Origin of the sequence: Sagittula sp. SSi028 (genome assembly GCF_048553715.1) — a bacterium.
GTDB lineage: Bacteria > Pseudomonadota > Alphaproteobacteria > Rhodobacterales > Rhodobacteraceae > Sagittula.
This window is the reverse complement of record NZ_JBLZNC010000004.1, coordinates 1-19,122: the sequence shown is the minus strand read 5'-3', so window position 1 is coordinate 19,122 and position 19,122 is coordinate 1. Positions and strand designations below refer to the sequence as shown.

The following is a 19,122-nucleotide window of genomic DNA, read 5'->3' as shown; positions in this document are numbered from 1 at the left end:
GCCTCAGCTGTTCATCGAGTCGAAGAATTCCGAGTTTGTCTTCGTCTGCTTGAGTTTCGAAATAAGGAATTCAACCGCATCCGTCGTACCCATCGGGTTCAGAATTCGCCGCAGGACAAAGGTCTTCTGCAGATCAACTTTATCCACCAAAAGATCTTCTTTACGCGTACCGGACTTAAGGATGTCCAGAGCGGGGAAGACGCGTTTGTCAGCAACCTTGCGGTCAAGAACGATTTCCGAGTTACCGGTGCCCTTGAACTCTTCGAAGATAACTTCGTCCATACGCGAACCTGTATCAATCAGAGCTGTCGCGATAATGGTCAGTGAACCACCTTCTTCAATGTTTCGCGCCGCACCAAAGAAACGTTTTGGTCGCTGCAACGCGTTCGCATCCACACCACCGGTTAGAACCTTACCAGACGATGGCACCACAGTGTTGAATGCACGTCCAAGTCTTGTGATCGAGTCCAAGAGGATCACAACATCTCGTTTATGTTCCACCAATCGTTTGGCTTTTTCGATAACCATTTCGGAAACGGCGACGTGACGTCCCGCCGGTTCGTCGAAAGTAGAGGAGACAACCTCACCCTTCACCGAACGCTGCATGTCGGTCACTTCTTCCGGTCGTTCATCAATCAGCAAGACGATCAAATAACACTCAGGATGATTCTTCTCGATCGAATGCGCAATATTCTGCAGCAACACCGTCTTACCCGTGCGCGGCGGCGCGACGATCAAGCTCCGCTGACCTTTCCCGATTGGGGCCACGAGATCGATAATCCGTGCGGAGCGATCTTTGATCGTGGGATCTTCGATCTCCATCTTTAACCGCTCATCCGGATAAAGCGGTGTGAGGTTGTCGAATGCGATCTTGTGGCGCGCCTTTTCGGGCTCCTCGAAGTTGATCCTTGCGACAGAAACCAGAGCAAAGTACCGCTCGTCGCCATCAGGTGCCTTGATCTCGCCTTCAATGCTGTCACCAGTGCGCAGCGAATATTTACGGATCATATCTGGCGAGACGTAGATATCGTCAGGACCCGGCAGATAGTTCGCTTCCGGTGAGCGCAGGAAACCAAAACCGTCCTGGAGCACTTCCAAAACACCATCCCCGAAGATCTGCCAGCCGTCATCCGCGCGTTCACGCAGAATCTGGAACATCATCTCGCCTTTACGCATCGTAGAGGCGTTCTCGATCTCCAGCTCTTCGGCCATGGCCAATAGATCCTTTGGGCTTTGAGCCTTCAGATCAGCCAGGTTCAATTTCTCTTCGGTCATGGACAATGTCACGCCATGCGATCACGGCGCGCTTTCTTCTTAGGATGGGAGAGTGCAGTTCCAGAACAGGAACGATCCTGAATTAAAGCGCCGTCAGTCTTGCGTCAATGATCAAGTTCGCGAGGCTCTTCTCAGTAAAATTAAAAGAAAGAAAATAGGTTTTAGGTGATTTTAGGGAGGCGGGAGCCTGTGGATTCTTCACATGCCGACAGGGTTCTCAACACATATCAATCATCTGGATAACTATGGGTACTTTTTTCGATATATATTTACCGATTTCAAAATTCATTATATTTTTCAGAGTGTTATGAGGTCGGGATCTGAAAAAATTTCTATGAAAAACTCTGTTGGCAGGGCGGATCAGACCAAGTTTTCCAGATGACCTTAGTTTTCAAAGTACACAAACGGACAGCTTGTCTGAACGGTTCGATAAACCGCTGAGTCTTGCACAAGCTTGCATGTCTGGTGCTTTTTCCGCAGAACCATCCGCAGGAAAACCCATGCGCTTATACAAAGACTTACCCACATGAAAGTGGACTTGACTCTCGCTTCTGCCTCTTCGATCCGGCGCCAAATGCTGGAATCGGCGGGCCTACGCGTAAAAACTGTGTCTGCTGCCATCGACGAAGAGGCGATCAAAGAATCGCTGATTCTAGAAGAAGCCTCGCCCAGAGATATTGCGGATACGTTAGCAGAGGCGAAGGCACGCAAAATATCGTCGAAGGCCCCGGGTGGTCTTGTGCTTGGATGTGACCAAGTGCTCGAGGTTGATCGTACTTTGCTTTCCAAACCACAATCGCGCGCAGATGCGCGGGCACAGTTGCTCTCATTGCGTGGTAAAACCCATCGGTTAATGTCTGCGGCAGTCATTTACGAAGATGCCAAGCCTGTTTGGCGACACGTCGGGATCGCCAGATTGACGATGCGCCAGTTCTCAGATGATTACTTAGACAGTTATTTGGACCGGAACTGGCCTGATGTCGGTACATCTGTTGGCGGGTATAAGCTTGAGGCCGAGGGTGTGCGTCTGTTTGCACACGTTCAAGGCGATCACTTTACGATCCTCGGTTTGCCATTGTTAGAGCTGTTGAACTATCTTTCACTGCGAGGGGAGATACCCGCATGAGCATGAAGCGCATCCCTCTTGCGGGAGTCATCGGGTCACCGATCGCACATTCTCGGTCGCCCCGCCTGTTTGCCCATTGGTTGGCAACCTACGAGATCGCTGGCCATTACATTCCTATGGATATCGCTCCGGACGCCTTGGAATCTGCTTTGCGGGGCATGTTTGACTTGGGATTCGTTGGTTTGAACGTGACGATTCCGCACAAGGAACGCGTTTTGGAGATCGCAGATCACAGCACAGACCGGGCCCGTTTGATCGGTGCCGCAAATACGCTGGTGTTCCAAGAGGATGGCACGATCCACGCCGACAATACAGACGGTTATGGGTTCACGGAGAATTTGCGGCAAGGTGCGCCAGATTGGGCACCAGACAGCGGACCGGCGGCCGTGTTTGGTGCGGGGGGCGCGGCGCGCGCAGTTTTGGCATCTCTGCTCGACGCTGGTGTTCCTGAAATCCGCCTCACCAATCGGACGCGTGAAAGAGCGGAGCATCTGGCAGCGGAATTCGGTGATGCCGTCAAAGTTCATGACTGGGTTCAAGGCGGAAATATCATCGAAGATTGCGCAACCGTCGTGAACACAAGCTCCCTTGGGATGACAGGAAAGCCGGAATTTCGGGTGCCGCTTGATGGTTTGACACCGAATATGGTAGTGACTGACCTTGTGTATACACCCCTACAAACACGCCTTTTGCGTGAAGCTGAAGAGGCGGGTTGCACGGTTGTAGACGGCTTGGGCATGTTGCTGCACCAAGCGGTTCCGGGGTTTGAACGCTGGTTCGGCCTGCGTCCTGAGATCGACGAAGCCACACGCGCTGCTGTTTTGGCATGAAGTATCGGTTGGGATTGACCGGCTCGATGGGCATGGGAAAGTCCACGACAGCGGAAATGTTTGCGGCGCAGGGCTGTGTCGTCTGGGATGCAGATGCAACCGTCCACGCCTTATACGCCCAGGGCGGTGCGGCGGTCGCACCTTTGGGGGAATTGTGTCCCCAAATCGTTGTCGAAAATGCAGTGGATCGAGGTGCGTTACGTGCCGCTTTGGCAAGTGATGATACGCTCCTTGCCAAGGTTGAAGCTGTTGTTCATCCGCTCGTACAGGCAAGCAGGGGCGCGTTTATGGCGGACAATCCTGACAAGATCGGTGTGTTCGATATTCCCCTTTTGTATGAAACAGGGGCGGAGGTCGACATGGACGGCGTGGCCTGTGTAAACGTTTCACGTGAAACGCAAATCTCGCGTATCCTCGCACGCGGGACAATGAATGAAGCTGACATTTCCCGTATCCTGAGCCGACAGATGCCGAATTCGGAAAAATGCGCTCGGGCCGACTGGGTTATCGAAACGGAAAGCTTTGACGAGGCCCAACGTCAAGTCACAGCTATCCTCGCTGACATACAAAAGGTGACACCTCATGCGTGAAATCGTGCTTGATACGGAAACCACCGGATTTGACCCGAATGACGGCGATCGCATCGTCGAAATCGGCGCAGTTGAGCTGTTCAACCACATGCCCACCGGTAAGACATATCACCAATATATTAACCCTGAACGCGGAATGCCGGATGAAGCTTTCGGCGTTCACGGCATCGGACCGGACCTTTTGTCAACGCCGCGACCGGCGCAGGCAGGTGAGGTCACGCTGAAGGATAAGCCGCTGTTCGCAGATATTGCAGATGATTTTCTGGAATTTGTGGGGCAGGGCGCCAAGCTGGTTATTCACAATGCCAGCTTTGATATGAAGTTTCTGAACGCTGAGCTGGGCTGGGCCAAGCGACGGCTCTTGCCCAATGACATCGCGATCGACACTTTGGGCATGGCGCGGCGCAAGTTTCCCGGCTCCCCTGCCACGTTGGACGCGCTGTGTCGCCGTTTCGCAATCGATAACACCGCGCGAACGCTTCACGGCGCATTGCTCGACTCGGAAATTCTTGCCGAAGTGTATCTGGAGCTGATCGGGGGCAAGCAACCTGATTTCGGTCTCAGCGCGGTTCAGGAAAGCAACACAGGCAGTGACGTCCAGACATCTTGGCGACCTTCGCCACGTCCGAGCCCTTTGCCGTCGCGGATAACGGAAACGGAAAAGGCGGCTCACGCCGCCTTTGTCGAGAAACTTGGTGAAGCTGCGCTCTGGTCCAAGACCTGAGCGCGCTTTATCAGGCCGTGCCGACCGGCTGCTGTTCGGACGCGCGGCGCTGTAGTTCTGCACGGTAGAGCGCAAGGAAATCAATGGTTTCCAGGTTCAGCGGTGGGAAGCCACCGTCGCGGGTCACATCCGATACGATGCGACGCACAAACGGGAACAGCATGCGCGGGCATTCGATCAGAAGGAACGGGTGCAGCTGATCCTCGGGCACGTTGTCGATCTGGAAAACACCGACATAGTCGAGCTCCAGCAGGAACAGAACGCTGTCGTTGGATTTCGATTTGGATTCAACTTTCAGCTTCATCAGTACTTCGTACTGGCCTTCGGTCGAACGTTTTTTGGCGTCGAGGTTGACCTGAACGGAGACGTCGGGCTGAACTTCGCCATTCACGCCCTTTTGCGCCAGAATATTTTCGAACGACATGTCGCGGATGAATTGCGCCAGTACGTTCATTTTAGGCGGTTGTTGCGGTGTCGGTGCGCCGCCGTTGGTCTCTGCCATGTGTCGTCTCCGGTTGAGAAAAATTCGGTTCGTGTGGGGAATAGCAGGCGCGGCGGCGGCGCTCAATGCTTGTCAGGGGCGCGCGCCGCTCGACCGATCAGTGACGGGTCCAGCCGGAACCGGGGTGTGTCGGGGATTTTGGTGGTGACGTGTCTTGGAGTTCCTCGGTGTATTCCCCGTCGATCACGTCGCCACCGCTATGCGACGGACGCTGCTGGCGGGGGTCCTGAAAGCCGCCGCCCATATCAAATCGCGCGACTTTTACGCGTTTTCCCAATTGCCGCATGATCGCGATGCGGATCGGCGGGGCTAGCAGGGCAAAGCCGACAGCGTCGGTAAAAAAGCCCGGTGTCAGCAAAAGCGCGCCGGACAGCAGGATCATGGCACCATGCGCTAGTGGCTGGCTGGGATCTTCGAGCCGCGAAAAGCTGCCGCGCAAGTCATTCATGGCCCGTGCGCCCTGCTGTCGCACCAACCACGTGCCCAGCATTGCCGTCAGGATCACAATCGCGAGGGTCGGCCACAGGCCAATCAGCCCACCAACCTGAATGAAAAGCCCGATTTCGATCAGCGGCACCAGCAGGAATGCCAGAAACAGCCACATGGTAAATCCTCCGTTTGTTGTGCCCGCCGGCCGTTCCGGGGTGTCCGGTACAGTGGACTTGTTCAGGCACGTCACCTACATAGGTATCCGAACCGAAAGTTTCCAACCAAAGACCGGCGAGGCCTTGATGCAAAGTTCACTTCTCCAACTGCTCATTCTGGGTGGGATTGTTGTGTTCCTCGTTCTCAGATTGCGCAGCGTTCTGGGCACACGCGAGGGCTTTGAACAGCCGCCTGCGCAGGTGAACGCACCCGAACCGGCCACACGCCGCGATTTTGAAGTGATCGAAGGCGGGCCCGACCACGACATCGTGGACCACGTCGCAGAAAACAGCCCTGCCGCCGAGGCGCTGGCAGAGATGAAGCGCATCGAGCCGAGCTTTTCCGTGTCCGAATTCCTGTCGGGCGCGCGCGGTGCCTATGAGATGATCCTCATGGGATTCGAGCGCGGCGACATCGCGGATTTGAAGCCGTTCCTTGCGGATGATGTGTATGACACGTTCTCGGATGTAGTTGCCCAGCGTGAGGCCCAAGGTCTGACCATCGAGGCACAGTTTGTCGGCGTTCGCGAGCTGGGGCTGAGCGATGCGACCTTTGATCCTGCGACCAGAACAGCCGAGATCACCGTGCGCCATGTTGGTGAACTGACATCTGTTGTCAAAGACGCCGAGGGCAACGTGGTCGAAGGCTCTCCCACGGCGGTCAAACGCCAAAAAGACGTGTGGACCTACGCCCGCGTCATGGGCAGCAACGATCCCAACTGGCAACTGGTCGCCACGGACGAATGATCCGGCATGCTCTTGCGCTTTGTCTGGCCTTTTGGCCGATGACCGGCACGGCGCAGGATGCGCCTGAGATCGGCTATGCCATTCTCGGGTTCGACGATTTGAACGGATGGGCGCAGGATGATCATCATTCTGCGCTCGATGTTTTTCGCAACACCTGTCACGATTTCGACGACCCCGATTGGCGCACCCTGTGCCACGTGGCCCATGAAGCCAAGAATGCCCGTGACTTCTTTGAACTGTTTTTCCGTCCTGTCTTGATCAGTGATGGTGCAGAGGACGCGCTGTTTACCGGGTATTTCGAACCGGAACTCGATGGCTCTCCGGTGCGCACGACCCGATACCGCTATCCGGTCTACAGCATGCCGCCAGAAGCGCGCACCAATCGCCCCTGGTTGACGCGGCGCGATATCCTGACCTCTGGTGTGATGGAAAACCGCGGGCTGGAAATTGCCTGGGTTGATGATCCGGTCGAATTGTTTTTCTTGCAGATCCAAGGGTCTGGCCGCATCCGTTTCCCGGATGGGCGGACCCTGCGGGTGGGTTACGGGGGGTTTAACGGGCATCGCTACCGCTCGGTCGGACAAGAAATGGTGCGGCGGGGGATCTACGAGTCACATCAGGTATCGGCGGATGTGATTAAAAGTTGGGTCCGTAGAAATCCCGGCGAAGGGCGTGAATTGCTGTTTCATAACAACGGCTACGTCTTCTTCCGTGAGGTGAGCGAGGTGCCTTCGGACAAGGGGCCGCTGGGGGCAATGAACCGATCAATCACCGCCATGCGGTCGATCGCGGTTGATCCCAAATATACGCCGCTGGGGGCCCCTGTCTGGATCGAAAAGGCCGGCAAAGCCCCGCTAAACCGTTTGATGATCGCGCAGGACACCGGCTCTGCCATTAAAGGCGCGCAACGGGCGGATGTTTTTGTCGGAACAGGGGATCAGGCGGGGCGGATTGCCGGTCGTATGAAGGACCCCGGTCGAATGGTGGTTTTGATGCCTATCCAACGCGCCTATGCCTTGCTTCCGGAATGGGCAGAATGAGCCGTCGCCGCAGACATTTGCGCGCTGAGGAGATGGACCTGTGGCGCCAGGTGACGCGGGACGCAGACCCGATGCCACACCAATTGCGGCCTGCTGCGTCAAAACCAGATATTCAGGATGGCGCGCCCAAGCGCGCAGTCCCCGATCCCGAACCGCCCGTGTCTGAATTTACCATCGGTCAAAAACTATCCGCTGCACAGAGCTATGCGGCGCCGCAGACAACATCTGATCGTTTGCGACAGTCCTCGGTCCGCATGGACAGCAAGTCCTTTCAGCGTCTGAAGCGTGGTAAACTAAAGCCTGACGCGCGTATCGATTTGCATGGCATGACCCTCAATCAGGCGCATCCGGCGTTGAACCGTTTTATCATGACGGCGCAAAGCAAAGGTCATCGGCTGGTTCTGGTCATTACCGGCAAGGGAAGCCCACAGGACCCGTATGATCCCGCGCCGCGCCGCCGTGGCGTGTTGAAACAGCAGGTGCCTTTGTGGCTGACCATGGCTCCGCTGAATTCGGTGATCCTGCAAGTCTCCGAGGCGCATCTGAAACACGGTGGAAGCGGTGCCTATTACGTGTACCTACGTCGCGGGCGCTGACCCTAATTGGTTACAGCGGAGGTCTGCGTCGCAAGTCCAAGCGTCGACCCGAACAGACCTAGAATGGTCCGCATGTTTGAGACAGGGCTTTCCGTGGCAAGCACTGTATCCCCCGGGCGAATATCGAAATGGCGCGCGCCAAATAGGCCGTCTGCCGTCGTCAAATCAAAGGTGAAAACCACCTGCGAATGCGTCGGGCCACGTCCTACGATGTCGTTGGGATAGTCTCGGAGGACAAGCAGACCTTCGGGATCGGCACGCGTATCCGATAGGCCGCCAACCAGCGAAAGCGCCTCCATCCCGGTTAGGCGATCCTTGGGAAAGTAGATCAAATCCTCGATTCCTGACGCGCCGATTGCGGTAAAGCTGCGGTTGTCTTCCGTCACGATCACGCTGTCTTTTGGATAAAGAATAACGTTTCTCTGGCCATCGGACATAAGCGCATTTGCCGACATTTCGTAGGTTCGCCCGCCGCGTATCAGACGCACTTGCGGATTGCGGAGATCGGGCGTGATGCCCCCGGAGTCGGCCAAGAGGCCGAGGATCCGGTAAGTGTGGGATGGAATTGGATAAGAGCCAGGCTTGTTCACGCCACCGACGATTTCAACCGCATGGCCGCGCCCTTGGGTCAGCGAAACCTGCACCTGCGCAGAGGGAACGATGGGTTCAAGACGTTTCTGGATCTTGCCACGCGCGGCATCCGGCGTCAGGCCGCGCACAGCTATCTTGTTGACATAAGGCAGAAATATAGAACCAAGTTCATCAACTTTAAGAGCATTTATCTTGGTGTATCTTTCACCGGGGTTGGTGAGCAGCGAGTTTTCCGCGCTGTCCCAGACGGTCACATCCAACACGTCTCCGGTTCGGATAATTTCAGCGGCTTGAGTGTCATTGCGCGTGGGCCAACGGTGGATCGGCGTCGATTGGGCCCAGTTGCCGACAACTTCTGCGTTCGCTCGTGTGACGGGGATCACTTGGAAATCACCGGTGTTTTCCGCCGCGGCTTTGACGATTTCAGAGTGTAGCGCGGCGCCGCGCGGCAAACTGCACGCGGCCAACGCAAAGGCGAAAGCAACGAATAAAAGGGGCCAGGGTCTTCTCATTGTGCCTCTCGCCAGAAAGTTCAGGCTGCGTTGGCAAAATTCAGAGGTGATTAAGTCAAATCTGCCAAAGCTCTGGGTAACCATGGCCTATGACTCATTAGAAAATCGTTTACCACGAACCGACATCAAGGTCCGCCGCGTTTGGATGAAACGCCTTACGCGGATGTTGGACGTCGTTTATGGGGTCGGCCTGTTGGTACTTATGTCTCCGTTTATGGCGTTGATCGCCTTGCTGATTTTGGTCTGTGAGGGGCGGCCGGTCTTCTACGTATCCGAACGCATGAAGACACCGGAAACCGGTTTTCGCCTGTATAAGTTTCGCACCATGCGTGTGGACAACACGCCTTTGAGGGCCACTGGAGGTGATCAAAACGGGCGGATCACACCGACGGGGCGGTGGCTGCGCCGTCATCGCTTGGATGAACTGCCTCAGCTTTTCAACGTGTTACGTGGTGACATGTCGTTTGTGGGCCCGCGCCCCCCGTTGCGACGGTACACGGAAATGTTTCCTGATCTGTACGCCGCTGTTCTAAAGGATCGGCCAGGTATTACCGGCTTGGCAAGCCTTGTGTATCACGCGCATGAGGCGCGCATTCTTGCCGATTGCGAAACCGGACAAGAGACGGAGCTGACGTATTGTCGTCGCTGCATTCCGGTGAAAGCAAAACTGGATCTTCTGTACGCCCGTCACCGCACACCGCTGTCTGATTTACGGCTTATGCTGGCGACGGTTTTTCCCGTCATATCAATGCATAGGACAAACCGGGCCCTGTTTAAGAGGACATTTTTAAACGTTAAGCGGACGGTAAGCCCGCGCCTTTAAACCGGTCATCGGTGGGAGAAAGGCGAGTGGGATGGCGAGCGATAATGAGCTGGCCCCAATCATCATTAAGCGCAAGAAAGTGTCCGGGGGTGATGGGCACCATGGTGGCGCGTGGAAGGTGGCCTATGCGGACTTTGTGACCGCAATGATGGCCTTTTTCCTTTTGATGTGGCTGTTGAACGCGACGACTGAAAAACAGCGCAAGGGGATCGCAGATTATTTTACCCCGACAATCGCAATTGCGCGGGTGTCGGGTGGTGGCAGCGGTGCTTTAGGTGGAGATTCGGTCTTTGCCGAAAATACCTTGCCGCGGGTTGGAACGGGCTCAACCAGCCTACGGCCCGCGTCCGAGAACGGCGAAACCGGGGCCTATTCCACGCCCGGGGACAGTTCAGATGCGGATGACACAGGCGAGGTCGAAGAAGAGCAATTCGAAGAGGTCGAAGAGCTTTTGATGGGGCGGGGTGGTGAAAGCATGCTCGCCGATGAAACCCTCGAACACATTGTCACACGTGTCACTGACGAAGGGCTCATCGTAGAACTGTATGAGACAGAGGTCGGCCGGCTGTTCGATGAGCGTGCCAATCCGACACCTTTGTTAGAGCAGCTCGCGTTAATGGTCGTCCGTGCGGCAGAAGCTATTCCCAATCAAATGGCGGTCGAGGGGCATACTCCAGCATATCCGCGCGCATTGGCGGAGGATCCTGCATGGACATTATCTGCGGAACGCGCTGCCGCGTTTCAGTCGCTTTTGGTTGCTTACGGGCTTGATGCTCAACGGGTGAACCGCCTGACATCCCATGGTGATCGAGAGCCTTCACAAGATAATCCTATGAGTATCCGTAACAGCCGGATCGAGATCGTTTTCTTGAGGGACGTATGAACACAATTCTGCCGCAAGCTTCACCGGAAGATTCGATTGGATTTTAGATGTTAGCCCGTCGTTAAATCCGATGCCCTTATCTCTGGTCTCGAACATTGAGCGAGACAGCAGAAAGGCGTGTCATGACGATCTCATCTTCCCTCAACGCAGGTGTGGCAGGGCTGGCAGCGAACGCCAGTCGTTTGGCGACAATTTCCGATAATATCGCGAACTCTGCGACACAGGGATACAAGCGTGTCGAAACCGAATTTTCGGCAATGGTCACTTCGGGCAGTAGCGGCACATACACGGCGGGCGGTGTTCGGACGACGACGAACCGCCTTGTGTCCGAAAATGGTGCCCTGGTGTCTACCAACAATCCGACCGATTTGGCGGTTCGGGGTACAGGGTTTCTGCCTGTCGCGCAGGCGACAGAGGTGCTGGCCGGGAACGGCAGCCCTCAGATGTATATGACGACCACCGCTTCGTTCCGAATTGATGCAGAGGGGTATCTTCGGACCGAGTCGGGGCTGATGCTGATGGGATGGGAGGCCAACGCCGATGGCTCTATTCCAACTTATGCGCGTGACACGTCGGCCAGCCTTGAACCCGTTCAGATCGCTCTAAACCAATACCTCAGCGAGCCAACAACGGCGATCACGATGGGGGTCAACCTTCCAGCGACCGAAACAACGGCAGGTGCGGATGGCGACACATTGGAACTTCCGGTCGAATATTATGACAACCTCGGGCGATCCGAGACGCTGACGGTCAGTTTTACACCGACAGTCCCGGGAACTGGCTCATCCAATGAATGGACAATTTCGATTGCCGATTCTGCCAGCGCGGGCGCTATAATCGGGGACTACACCGTCACATTCGATAATACGCCCGGTGCTGGCGGTACGTTGGCGTCTGTCAGTGCGCCGATTACGAACGGCGGCACCTATGATGCATCAACCGGTTCCGTCATTGTCAACGCTGCGGGCGGCCCGATTGAAATCACCATTGGTCAATTGTTTACCAACGGTGGTCTCACACAGCGGTCTGACAGTTTCGCACCGCTGAATATCGCCAAGGATGGCTCCGAGGCGGGCAATATGACCTCGGTCGAAGTGGATGAAAACGGGCGGGTTTACGCATTTTTTGATACAGGCATCAGCGCTGTGATCTTTCAGGTGCCGCTGGTCGATGTCCCCAATCCGAACGGAATGATCGCTCTGAACGACCAAGTGTTCCAGCCGTCGGCGGACAGCGGCAGCTTCTTCCTGTGGGATGCCGGTGACGGGCCAACCGGTGAGATTGTGCCCTACGCGCGCGAAGAATCCACCACCGATGTCGCAGGTGAACTGACCGACATGATCCAAACGCAGCGTGCGTATTCGTCGAACGCGAAGGTGATCCAGACCGTCGACGAAATGTTGCAGGAAACGACCAACATCAAGCGCTGATTTAATCGTCGCATAGCAAGGAGGGCAGGACATGTCCCTATCAAGTGCATTGAACATCGCGTTCACCGGCTTGAAGGCCAACACCCGTGCCGCTGGCGTGGTATCGACCAATATTTCGAACGCCACGAACGAGGCATACGGGCGTCGCGAACTAGGACTTTCCGCCCTCAGCGCAGGAAATCTGGGCGGGGTAAATGTCACCACTGTTATCCGCCAATCAGACCCCGTCTTGCTTGCGGATCGCATGGTGTCGGACGCCAGATTGGCCAATGCAAACGATATGTTCAGCTTTGCCAGTCGATTGGAAGACATGGTTGGGGACTCCGGTACTGCGGGCTCCCTGACCGATCGTGTGACGTCGTTTGAAAATGCCCTTTTGTCGGCCTCATCCAATCCCGCTTCGACTCAGCGGCTGGAATTGATTGCGACAACCGGGAATGATTTGGCGAATGCAATCAATGATCTATCCTCTGAGATCCAGATTTCTCGACAAGCCGCTGATACATCTATCGCGACGCAGGTGGGATATCTCAACGATGCAATTTCGCGACTTGGCGACCTGAATGATGTGCTGATCAAAGCCAGTGCGACGGGAACCGAAACCGCATCGGCGCTTGATGAACGCCAGGCAATTCTGAACCAAATTTCAGAGATTGTTCCCCTGCGTGTGGTGGAGCGTGAGAAGGGGGACATCGCGCTATTCACGCAGAACGGGGCAACGTTGCTGGATGGGCGCGGGTTCGAGATCGGGTTTACCACCACCGGATCGATTGACGCTGGCACGACTTTGTCAGGTGGGCTTTTGTCCGGTCTGACACTGAACGGTACCGCCGTTTCGACGAGCGATACAGGAATGTTCGCCGGTGGAAGTTTGGCGGCGCAGTTTGAGATTCGGGATGAAGTTGCTGTGCAACGCCAGGCTGAACTCGACGGCATTGCCCGTGATCTGATTGAGCGTTTGGGGCCGGGCGGACCTGACTCTACGCTGGCGGCAGGCGATGCGGGTCTGTTCACCGACAACGGCGTGGCGTTTGTGTCGACAAATGAAACTGGTCTGGCAGGGCGGCTTCAGATTAACCCGATTGTCGCGCCCGGTTCGGATGAAGTTTGGCGCATTCGTGACGGCTTGGGCGCGGCGACTGCCGGAAATGTCGGCGATGCATCGCTCGTGCAAAGGATCGCTGACGCGTTGAGCGATGCGGTTGCCCCAAGCTCCGCAGCGCTATCGTCCGTCGCGCGCAGCTTTATTGGCCAAGTGTCCCAATTTTCGTCGGCTGTGGCGGGGGAACGGGTGCGCAGCGAAAATGCCTACACCTTTCAGGTCGCGCAAAACACGACGCTGAAAGAGATGGAGTTGTCGAAAGGCGTCGATACGGACCAAGAGCTCCAGAAACTTATGCAAATCGAACAATATTACGCAGCAAATGCAAAGGTCATCTCGACAGTGGATACTTTGTACGAGCGGCTGTTGTCTATCTAAGGAGAAGCCTATGGAAGTCGTTGGTGATATGGCCCGCGCACTTATTTTGCGCACCAATCAAGTTTCGCTTCGCGAGGAGATGGACAAGCTGGCCGTGGAGGTTGCGACCGGGTTCGTGACTGATCCCGGCCAACACCTTGGGGGGGATGTATCCGGGCTGCTTGCAATTGATCGATCCCTTGCGAGGCTTGAAGCGTATCGTGTGAATACGACCGAAGCGACGTTTCTGACGAGTTCGATGCAGGTCACGATGGATGAAATCCAGACCAGATCAGAGAGTGTGTCCCAATCGCTTATTGCGGCGGAATTGACTCCGAATGGTGCCCTGCTGTCGACGTTGGCGGATGACGCCGAAAATGCGTTGGCCCAGATTATGAACGCATTGAATCGAAATGTTGCGGGGCGGTTTCTGTTTTCCGGGACTGCAACGGATCAAAAGGCGCTCGCCCCTTCAGATGATCTGTTGAACGACGCGCGTACTGCTTTGGCCGGGGCAAGCAGCTTGGCCGATGTCGAAGCGGCTTTGGATCCTCTTTTTGATACGGGCGGTTCCTTTGAAACAACCACTTATACAGGGTCTGACACAGGAATTTCGCCGCTCCGGCTCAGCGAAACGGAAACTGCAGATGTAGATATTCGGGCGACAGATCCCACGTTCAGACAGGTTCTGAAGCCCCTTGTTATGGCGGCTCTGGCAGCGGACCCCACTTTGGGATTGTCGACCGATGTTCAAGTCGAAGTCCTGTCCAAGGCCGGTCGGGACCTTCTGGGCGCACAGGAGGGCCTGGTAGAGCTTCGCGCTGGGCTGGGTGCGCTGGAGGCGCGCGTCGAAGAAACGACCACCAGAAATGCGGCTGAAATCACCGCCACGCGTATTGCCAGATTGGAGCTGGTCGGGACCGACCAATATGAAACTGCGTCACGCTATGAAAGCATCCGCAGCCAACTCGAAAGCCTTTACGCGATCACCGTTCGGTCTCAGCGGTTATCCCTGGCGGAGTTCCTTTGATGCTGCGTCTCATTTGTTTTGCGCTGGCCTGTTTTGGCCTGTTTTCCACAACCAGTTCCGCTCAATCTGTCCGGATCAAGGACTTGGTAGAGGTCGATGGTGTCCGTTCGAATGATCTTGTCGGCTATGGGTTGGTGGTTGGGCTGAACGGCTCCGGTGATGGTCTGCGAAATTCTCCATTCACCGAGGAGATTATGCAGAACATTCTTGAACGGCTGGGCGTGAATGTCACCGGCGAGCAGTTCCGGCCACGCAACGTGGCAGCTGTGCTTGTGACCGCGCGGCTTCCAGCTTTCGCGCGGACCGGTGGACAAATCGATGTAACAGTTTCGGCAATTGGCGACGCCAGCAGTCTGCTTGGGGGGACCCTTATCATGACACCGCTGAATGCTGCGGATGGCCAGATCTACGCGGTGGCTCAAGGAACAGTCATCGCTGGTGGCGCCGAAGCAGAAGGAGATGCAGCACGGATCGTCCAAGGTGTCCCCACTTCAGGCGTGATCCCATCGGGTGCAAGGGTAGAGCGCGAGGTATCTTTCGATTTCAACGCGCTATCGACCATTCGGCTAGCGTTGCGGGAGCCTGATTTCACGACAGCGGCCCGTATCGAGGCCGCCATCAACCGCTCCTTGGGCCGCAGGGCGGCGACAATGTTGGACGGGGGAACCGTTACATTGGATCTGAGCCAAGCCCGTGCAGGTTCTCCGGCCCGAACGATCGTTGCAATCGAAAACCTGTCTGTGGAGCCTCAACGCCGAGCGCGTGTTGTCGTTGACCAGCGCTCAGGTACCATTGTCATGGGCGCCGATGTCCGGATATCGCGGGTTGCTGTGTCACAAGGTGGATTAACACTTCGTATTGAAGAGGCTCCGCTTGTCATTCAGCCAAATCCGTTCGCCGAGGGAGAGACGGTCGTGGTTCCTCGGACTGGCGTCGGGATCGAGGAAGAGCCGGGTATCGGTCTTGCTGAAATCCCGTCGGGTACCAATTTGTCAGAAGTTATCGCAGGCCTGAACGCCCTTGGTGTCGCTCCGCGTGACATGATCGATATCCTTAAAAGTATCAAAGCCGCGGGCGCCTTACACGCCGATTTTGTTGTGATGTGATGAGATCAGACAGAAAATCTTAATACCCGCACTTCATTTTGTTGAGCAGATCGAAATGGGAGAGCTTAGATGCTTGGGATGATTGGCATCGTCGTGCTTTTCGCGATGGTTTTTGGCGGATACTTAGCTGCAGGCGGTAAGATGGGCATTATTATTAAGGCCCTTCCGTTTGAATTTATGATGATCGGCGGCGCTGCCGTTGGCGCATTCATGATCAGCAATGACGGCGGCACTATTAAACACACGATGAAGGACGTCGGTAAGGTTTTCAAAGGCGCTAAATGGAATAACGAAGATTATCGGGACCTGCTTTGTTTACTGTTTGAACTCATTCGGTTAGCCCGCCAAAATCCGGTCGCGATTGAAGAGCATATCGAAAGTCCGACGGAGTCTACAATATTTGGAAAATACGAAAAGATAGTGGGTGACAAATACGCTTTAGAATTAATTTGCGACACCATGCGATCCGTTTCGATGAACTACGATGATCCTCACCAAGTTGAAGAGGTATTGGATAAAAGGTTGGAAGGCATGGCTCATCATGCTCAGCATAGCAGTCATGCTTTACAGTCAACTGCAGATGCCCTGCCCGCTCTTGGAATTGTCGCCGCGGTACTTGGCGTGATTAAAACGATGGCCTCGATCGACCAACCCCCTGAAGTTTTGGGCAAGCTTATTGGCGGCGCTCTTGTGGGCACATTTCTAGGGGTCTTTCTAGCGTACGGCCTAGTCGGCCCATTTGCAACGAAGGTCAAAGCGGTGGCAGAAGAGGATATGCACTTTTACCACCTTATACGAGAAGTGTTAGTGGCCAACCTTCATAACCATGCAACAAATATTTGCATTGAAGTTGGACGCCAAAACACCCCTGGGCACTTCCGACCGAGCTTTGAAGACCTCGAAGAAGCATTGAAGTCGGTAAAACAGGACGCCGCGTAATATGAGGTTACTCTATATAATTTTAGCGTGCGCACTGCCTTCATGCGCCTCGGCTCAGTCACTTATTCTGAGGTCGGGCGATCATGTCGGGTTCACCCGATTCACGCTACCAGTTCCACAGGGGGTTAATTGGAGTCTGGATTGGGAGTCCGGCACAAGGGAATTTTATGTTTCGTTTGATCAAATGGGCGGAGAAATAGATTTACGGGGAGCTTTTGATCGAATTGACAGGAATAGAGTTCGGTCTGTTAACCGGATCAACTCCGAAGGGTTGTCATTCACTATGGCATGTAATTGTTCTGTGAATTCTTATGAAGATGGTGGTCTTTTGGTTATAGATATATCCGATGATCCGATTAATGGAGATTCTCGAGCATACAGCGAGATTACTTATTCCGAAGCGGAAGAAAATATCGTGGTGCCCCAGAATTCTCTGTTGACGCAGGCAGGTAGCTTTGAACAGAATACCACGATAGAAAATCTCCCGAATTTTTCGTGGGCGTACGACGTCCTTAAACCCACGGGAAGCTATAATACCGGGCGTTTAAACAGCGGACTTGGCTTTGATCGATCCATCAACAACTTAAGTTTATTTAAAACGGTTGGACGCAACAGCGAGGAAATTAGTACGAAAAAGAGTTCGAATAGTTCCGGGGAATTGCTAGGGACTGATCGAAAATTCTTAGTCGTTGATCCCAAAATTTCGAAAAAAATAGAAATGGGTATTAGAGAGAACGATGCGGTTTCCGTTGGATACGAAGTATGTGAAGATGCTGAAAATGAAATCTATCCGATAATCGATAGGGAGTTGACTGGGTACGAAGTTGATGTTCCTGAGCTACTATCCAGTTTATACTCCGATATCGATATCATGGATAGAGATAATTTGTTCCGTTATGTTGGTGCGCTTATATCTTACGGATTTGGAGTTGAAGCTAGACAGGTTTTAGATGTCTATGCGGGAGGAGGCTCAGGAGTTTACCGGGAGATCAGCTTCTTAGTAGACGGGGATCAAACCGGAGGTGACGCTATCAATCTTTACCTCCACTGCGATGATAGTATGAGATTCTGGAGTGTATTGTCTCGTCCATCGGGGTATGATGCAAATGATAATGAATTATATGCGCTTAAAAGAATAATGAATGAACTGTCTGCGCCTCTTTTTTTCGCCCTAGCGCCGCGTATTGCAGAAATTTTAGAGAATAGCGGCGAATTGGATGCTCTGTACGCGCTTCAGGATAGGCTTGTGTCATTGGATGGTCACGAATCCAGCTTTGGTTCGAGCTTGGATACTAGGATGATAGACGGCTCTATCGCCGTTGATCCAAGCTCGGTTTTTGTTGCTCGAAATGACGATTACTCCGTGGAAAAGCTGGTGAATCTAATTGATATTCATTTGTTGGAAGGCAAATTTGTAAGCGATCAAACGATTTCTTATACGGAAAGTCTTTGGCCTGAATATAGACAGGAAGAGATCGGTCCCAAGCTAGGAACTTCGTTGGTCAAGGCGTACATTTCACGCTCTCAAAACAATAACGCAGTGGAATTCATAAATGAGAATAGTATATATATGGGGGATGCCCTAGAGGAAATACTCCCGTTTTTAATGGATTCTATCGTCAGTGTAGAAAATGATGAAGATTTTATAGTCCCATTTCTCAACTTGGAACGAAATTTACTTCCTGAAAAGCTAGATGATATGTTGATAAATAGGTTGTCTAGTATGGGAGTACTCGAAATTTTCAATTACATGGATCATAATACAGAGGTGGCAAAGACGCCGGGCGCGGTGAAGGGGCGTGCTGGTGTTTTAGCATACGAAGAAATTGGGGAAAGTGTTATTTCGGCAGGCTCGAGCCCTAGTGTACTGGATGGAGAAATGAGTTCCGATTCAAGATTTGATGGTTCAGAGGGGGGTGGAGCGTATATATTGGGCGATAAATCGGTGAATATCGACATTAATTATTTGTCCGAAGAACTTCAAGTTATTAGGCGTTTTGTTTCCGATTTAGAAGGTGAACTGCATTATGAATGATCATCTTATTTCGCGATTTTTTGAGAAAAGGGCGAAAGATCAGTAAGCGGTCGATCGACTTAACGTTTCTGCTTCGATGTGGTTATTATCTTATCACGGCGGAAGCTTTTAGGTTCAGGACCCACTGACTTCCCGGTATCAGCGTGATTCACGGCTCGAAAATCGAGCGGTGAACATGTCTGATCTCTTCTGGTTGAGTGATGCGCAGATGGCGCGTCTGGAGCCTTTCTTTCCGAAGTC

The 19,122-nt window shown here is 54.0% G+C and carries 19 protein-coding genes; 15 read left to right on the top strand and 4 right to left on the bottom strand.

What is annotated here, in order from left to right:
- Positions 1-3 precede the first annotated feature (3 nt).
- Entirely contained in the window at positions 4-1,275 is a 1,272-nt protein-coding gene (gene rho / locus ACN5AZ_RS08705) for a transcription termination factor Rho (protein ID WP_419428484.1), read from the bottom strand.
- A gap of 526 nt (positions 1,276-1,801) precedes the next feature.
- Between rho and ACN5AZ_RS08700 the strand changes: the two genes are divergently transcribed.
- Genes ACN5AZ_RS08700 through dnaQ form a run of 4 tightly spaced genes read left to right on the top strand, consistent with a single transcriptional unit; the run spans position 1,802 to position 4,545 of the window.
- Complete coding sequence (locus ACN5AZ_RS08700) at positions 1,802-2,401, top strand: Maf family protein (RefSeq protein WP_419428483.1); 600 nt, start codon at positions 1,802-1,804, stop codon at positions 2,399-2,401.
- Positions 2,398-3,231, top strand: coding sequence for a shikimate dehydrogenase (locus tag ACN5AZ_RS08695; protein ID WP_419428482.1), 834 nt, complete (start codon positions 2,398-2,400; stop codon positions 3,229-3,231). The genes ACN5AZ_RS08700 and ACN5AZ_RS08695 overlap by 4 nt, the downstream gene beginning before the upstream one ends.
- Complete coding sequence (gene coaE, locus ACN5AZ_RS08690; RefSeq protein ID WP_419428481.1) at positions 3,228-3,821, top strand: dephospho-CoA kinase; 594 nt, start codon at positions 3,228-3,230, stop codon at positions 3,819-3,821. Before ACN5AZ_RS08695 ends, coaE begins: the two co-directional genes overlap by 4 nt.
- Positions 3,814-4,545, top strand: a complete 732-nt coding sequence (gene dnaQ, locus ACN5AZ_RS08685) for a DNA polymerase III subunit epsilon (RefSeq protein ID WP_419428480.1) — start codon at positions 3,814-3,816, stop codon at positions 4,543-4,545. Before coaE ends, dnaQ begins: the two co-directional genes overlap by 8 nt.
- Positions 4,546-4,555: 10 nt before the next feature.
- Here dnaQ and secB read toward each other — a convergent pair whose 3' ends face one another.
- Together secB and ACN5AZ_RS08675 are read right to left on the bottom strand one after the other, a co-directional pair.
- On the bottom strand, positions 4,556-5,047 hold the full coding sequence (secB, locus tag ACN5AZ_RS08680) for a protein-export chaperone SecB (RefSeq protein ID WP_419428479.1): 492 nt from the start codon (positions 5,045-5,047) through the stop codon (positions 4,556-4,558).
- 97 nt (positions 5,048-5,144) lie between these two features.
- Entirely contained in the window at positions 5,145-5,651 is a 507-nt protein-coding gene (locus ACN5AZ_RS08675) for an FxsA family protein (protein ID WP_419428478.1), read from the bottom strand.
- Between the two features lie 127 nt (positions 5,652-5,778).
- Between ACN5AZ_RS08675 and ACN5AZ_RS08670 the strand changes: the two genes are divergently transcribed.
- Genes ACN5AZ_RS08670 through ACN5AZ_RS08660 form a run of 3 tightly spaced genes read left to right on the top strand, consistent with a single transcriptional unit; the run spans position 5,779 to position 8,074 of the window.
- Positions 5,779-6,438 (top strand): Tim44/TimA family putative adaptor protein, encoded by a 660-nt coding sequence (locus tag ACN5AZ_RS08670; protein WP_419428477.1) that lies wholly within the window; start codon positions 5,779-5,781, stop codon positions 6,436-6,438.
- The gene (locus ACN5AZ_RS08665; protein WP_419428476.1) at positions 6,435-7,478 is read left to right on the top strand and encodes a murein transglycosylase A; all 1,044 of its coding nucleotides are present in this window, start codon (positions 6,435-6,437) and stop codon (positions 7,476-7,478) included. The genes ACN5AZ_RS08670 and ACN5AZ_RS08665 overlap by 4 nt, the downstream gene beginning before the upstream one ends.
- A 32-nt stretch (positions 7,479-7,510) precedes the next feature.
- Positions 7,511-8,074: a Smr/MutS family protein gene (locus ACN5AZ_RS08660; protein WP_419428475.1), complete on the top strand. Its 564-nt coding sequence runs from the start codon at positions 7,511-7,513 to the stop codon at positions 8,072-8,074.
- Positions 8,075-8,076: 2 nt separating this feature from the next.
- Here the strand turns inward: ACN5AZ_RS08660 and ACN5AZ_RS08655 are convergent, their stop codons facing one another.
- Positions 8,077-9,261 (bottom strand): polysaccharide biosynthesis/export family protein, encoded by a 1,185-nt coding sequence (locus ACN5AZ_RS08655; protein WP_419428474.1) that lies wholly within the window; start codon positions 9,259-9,261, stop codon positions 8,077-8,079.
- Between the two features lie 61 nt (positions 9,262-9,322).
- On the opposite strand from ACN5AZ_RS08655, the gene ACN5AZ_RS08650 reads away from it, so the two are divergent.
- From ACN5AZ_RS08650 to ACN5AZ_RS08615, 8 genes are all read left to right on the top strand, one after another.
- Complete coding sequence (locus ACN5AZ_RS08650; protein ID WP_419428860.1) at positions 9,323-10,000, top strand: sugar transferase; 678 nt, start codon at positions 9,323-9,325, stop codon at positions 9,998-10,000.
- 31 nt (positions 10,001-10,031) lie between these two features.
- The gene (locus ACN5AZ_RS08645; protein ID WP_419428473.1) at positions 10,032-10,883 is read left to right on the top strand and encodes a flagellar motor protein MotB; all 852 of its coding nucleotides are present in this window, start codon (positions 10,032-10,034) and stop codon (positions 10,881-10,883) included.
- Positions 10,884-11,005: 122 nt separating this feature from the next.
- A complete protein-coding gene (locus ACN5AZ_RS08640; RefSeq protein WP_419428472.1) occupies positions 11,006-12,313 on the top strand; it encodes a flagellar hook protein FlgE in 1,308 nt (435 codons plus the stop codon).
- A 31-nt stretch (positions 12,314-12,344) separates the two neighbouring features.
- Positions 12,345-13,793, top strand: coding sequence for a flagellar hook-associated protein FlgK (gene flgK, locus ACN5AZ_RS08635; protein WP_419428471.1), 1,449 nt, complete (start codon positions 12,345-12,347; stop codon positions 13,791-13,793).
- 10 nt (positions 13,794-13,803) lie between these two features.
- Entirely contained in the window at positions 13,804-14,802 is a 999-nt protein-coding gene (locus ACN5AZ_RS08630) for a flagellin (protein ID WP_419428470.1), read from the top strand.
- Positions 14,802-15,908 carry a flagellar basal body P-ring protein FlgI gene (locus tag ACN5AZ_RS08625; protein ID WP_419428469.1) on the top strand — a complete coding sequence of 369 codons (1,107 nt, stop codon included), beginning with the start codon at positions 14,802-14,804 and terminating at the stop codon, positions 15,906-15,908. The genes ACN5AZ_RS08630 and ACN5AZ_RS08625 overlap by 1 nt, the downstream gene beginning before the upstream one ends.
- Before the next feature lie 69 nt (positions 15,909-15,977).
- On the top strand, positions 15,978-16,847 hold the full coding sequence (gene motA / locus ACN5AZ_RS08620) for a flagellar motor stator protein MotA (RefSeq protein ID WP_419428468.1): 870 nt from the start codon (positions 15,978-15,980) through the stop codon (positions 16,845-16,847).
- Positions 16,848-17,148: 301 nt separating this feature from the next.
- Positions 17,149-18,882: a hypothetical protein gene (locus ACN5AZ_RS08615; RefSeq protein ID WP_419428467.1), complete on the top strand. Its 1,734-nt coding sequence runs from the start codon at positions 17,149-17,151 to the stop codon at positions 18,880-18,882.
- Positions 18,883-19,122: the final 240 nt, after the last annotated feature.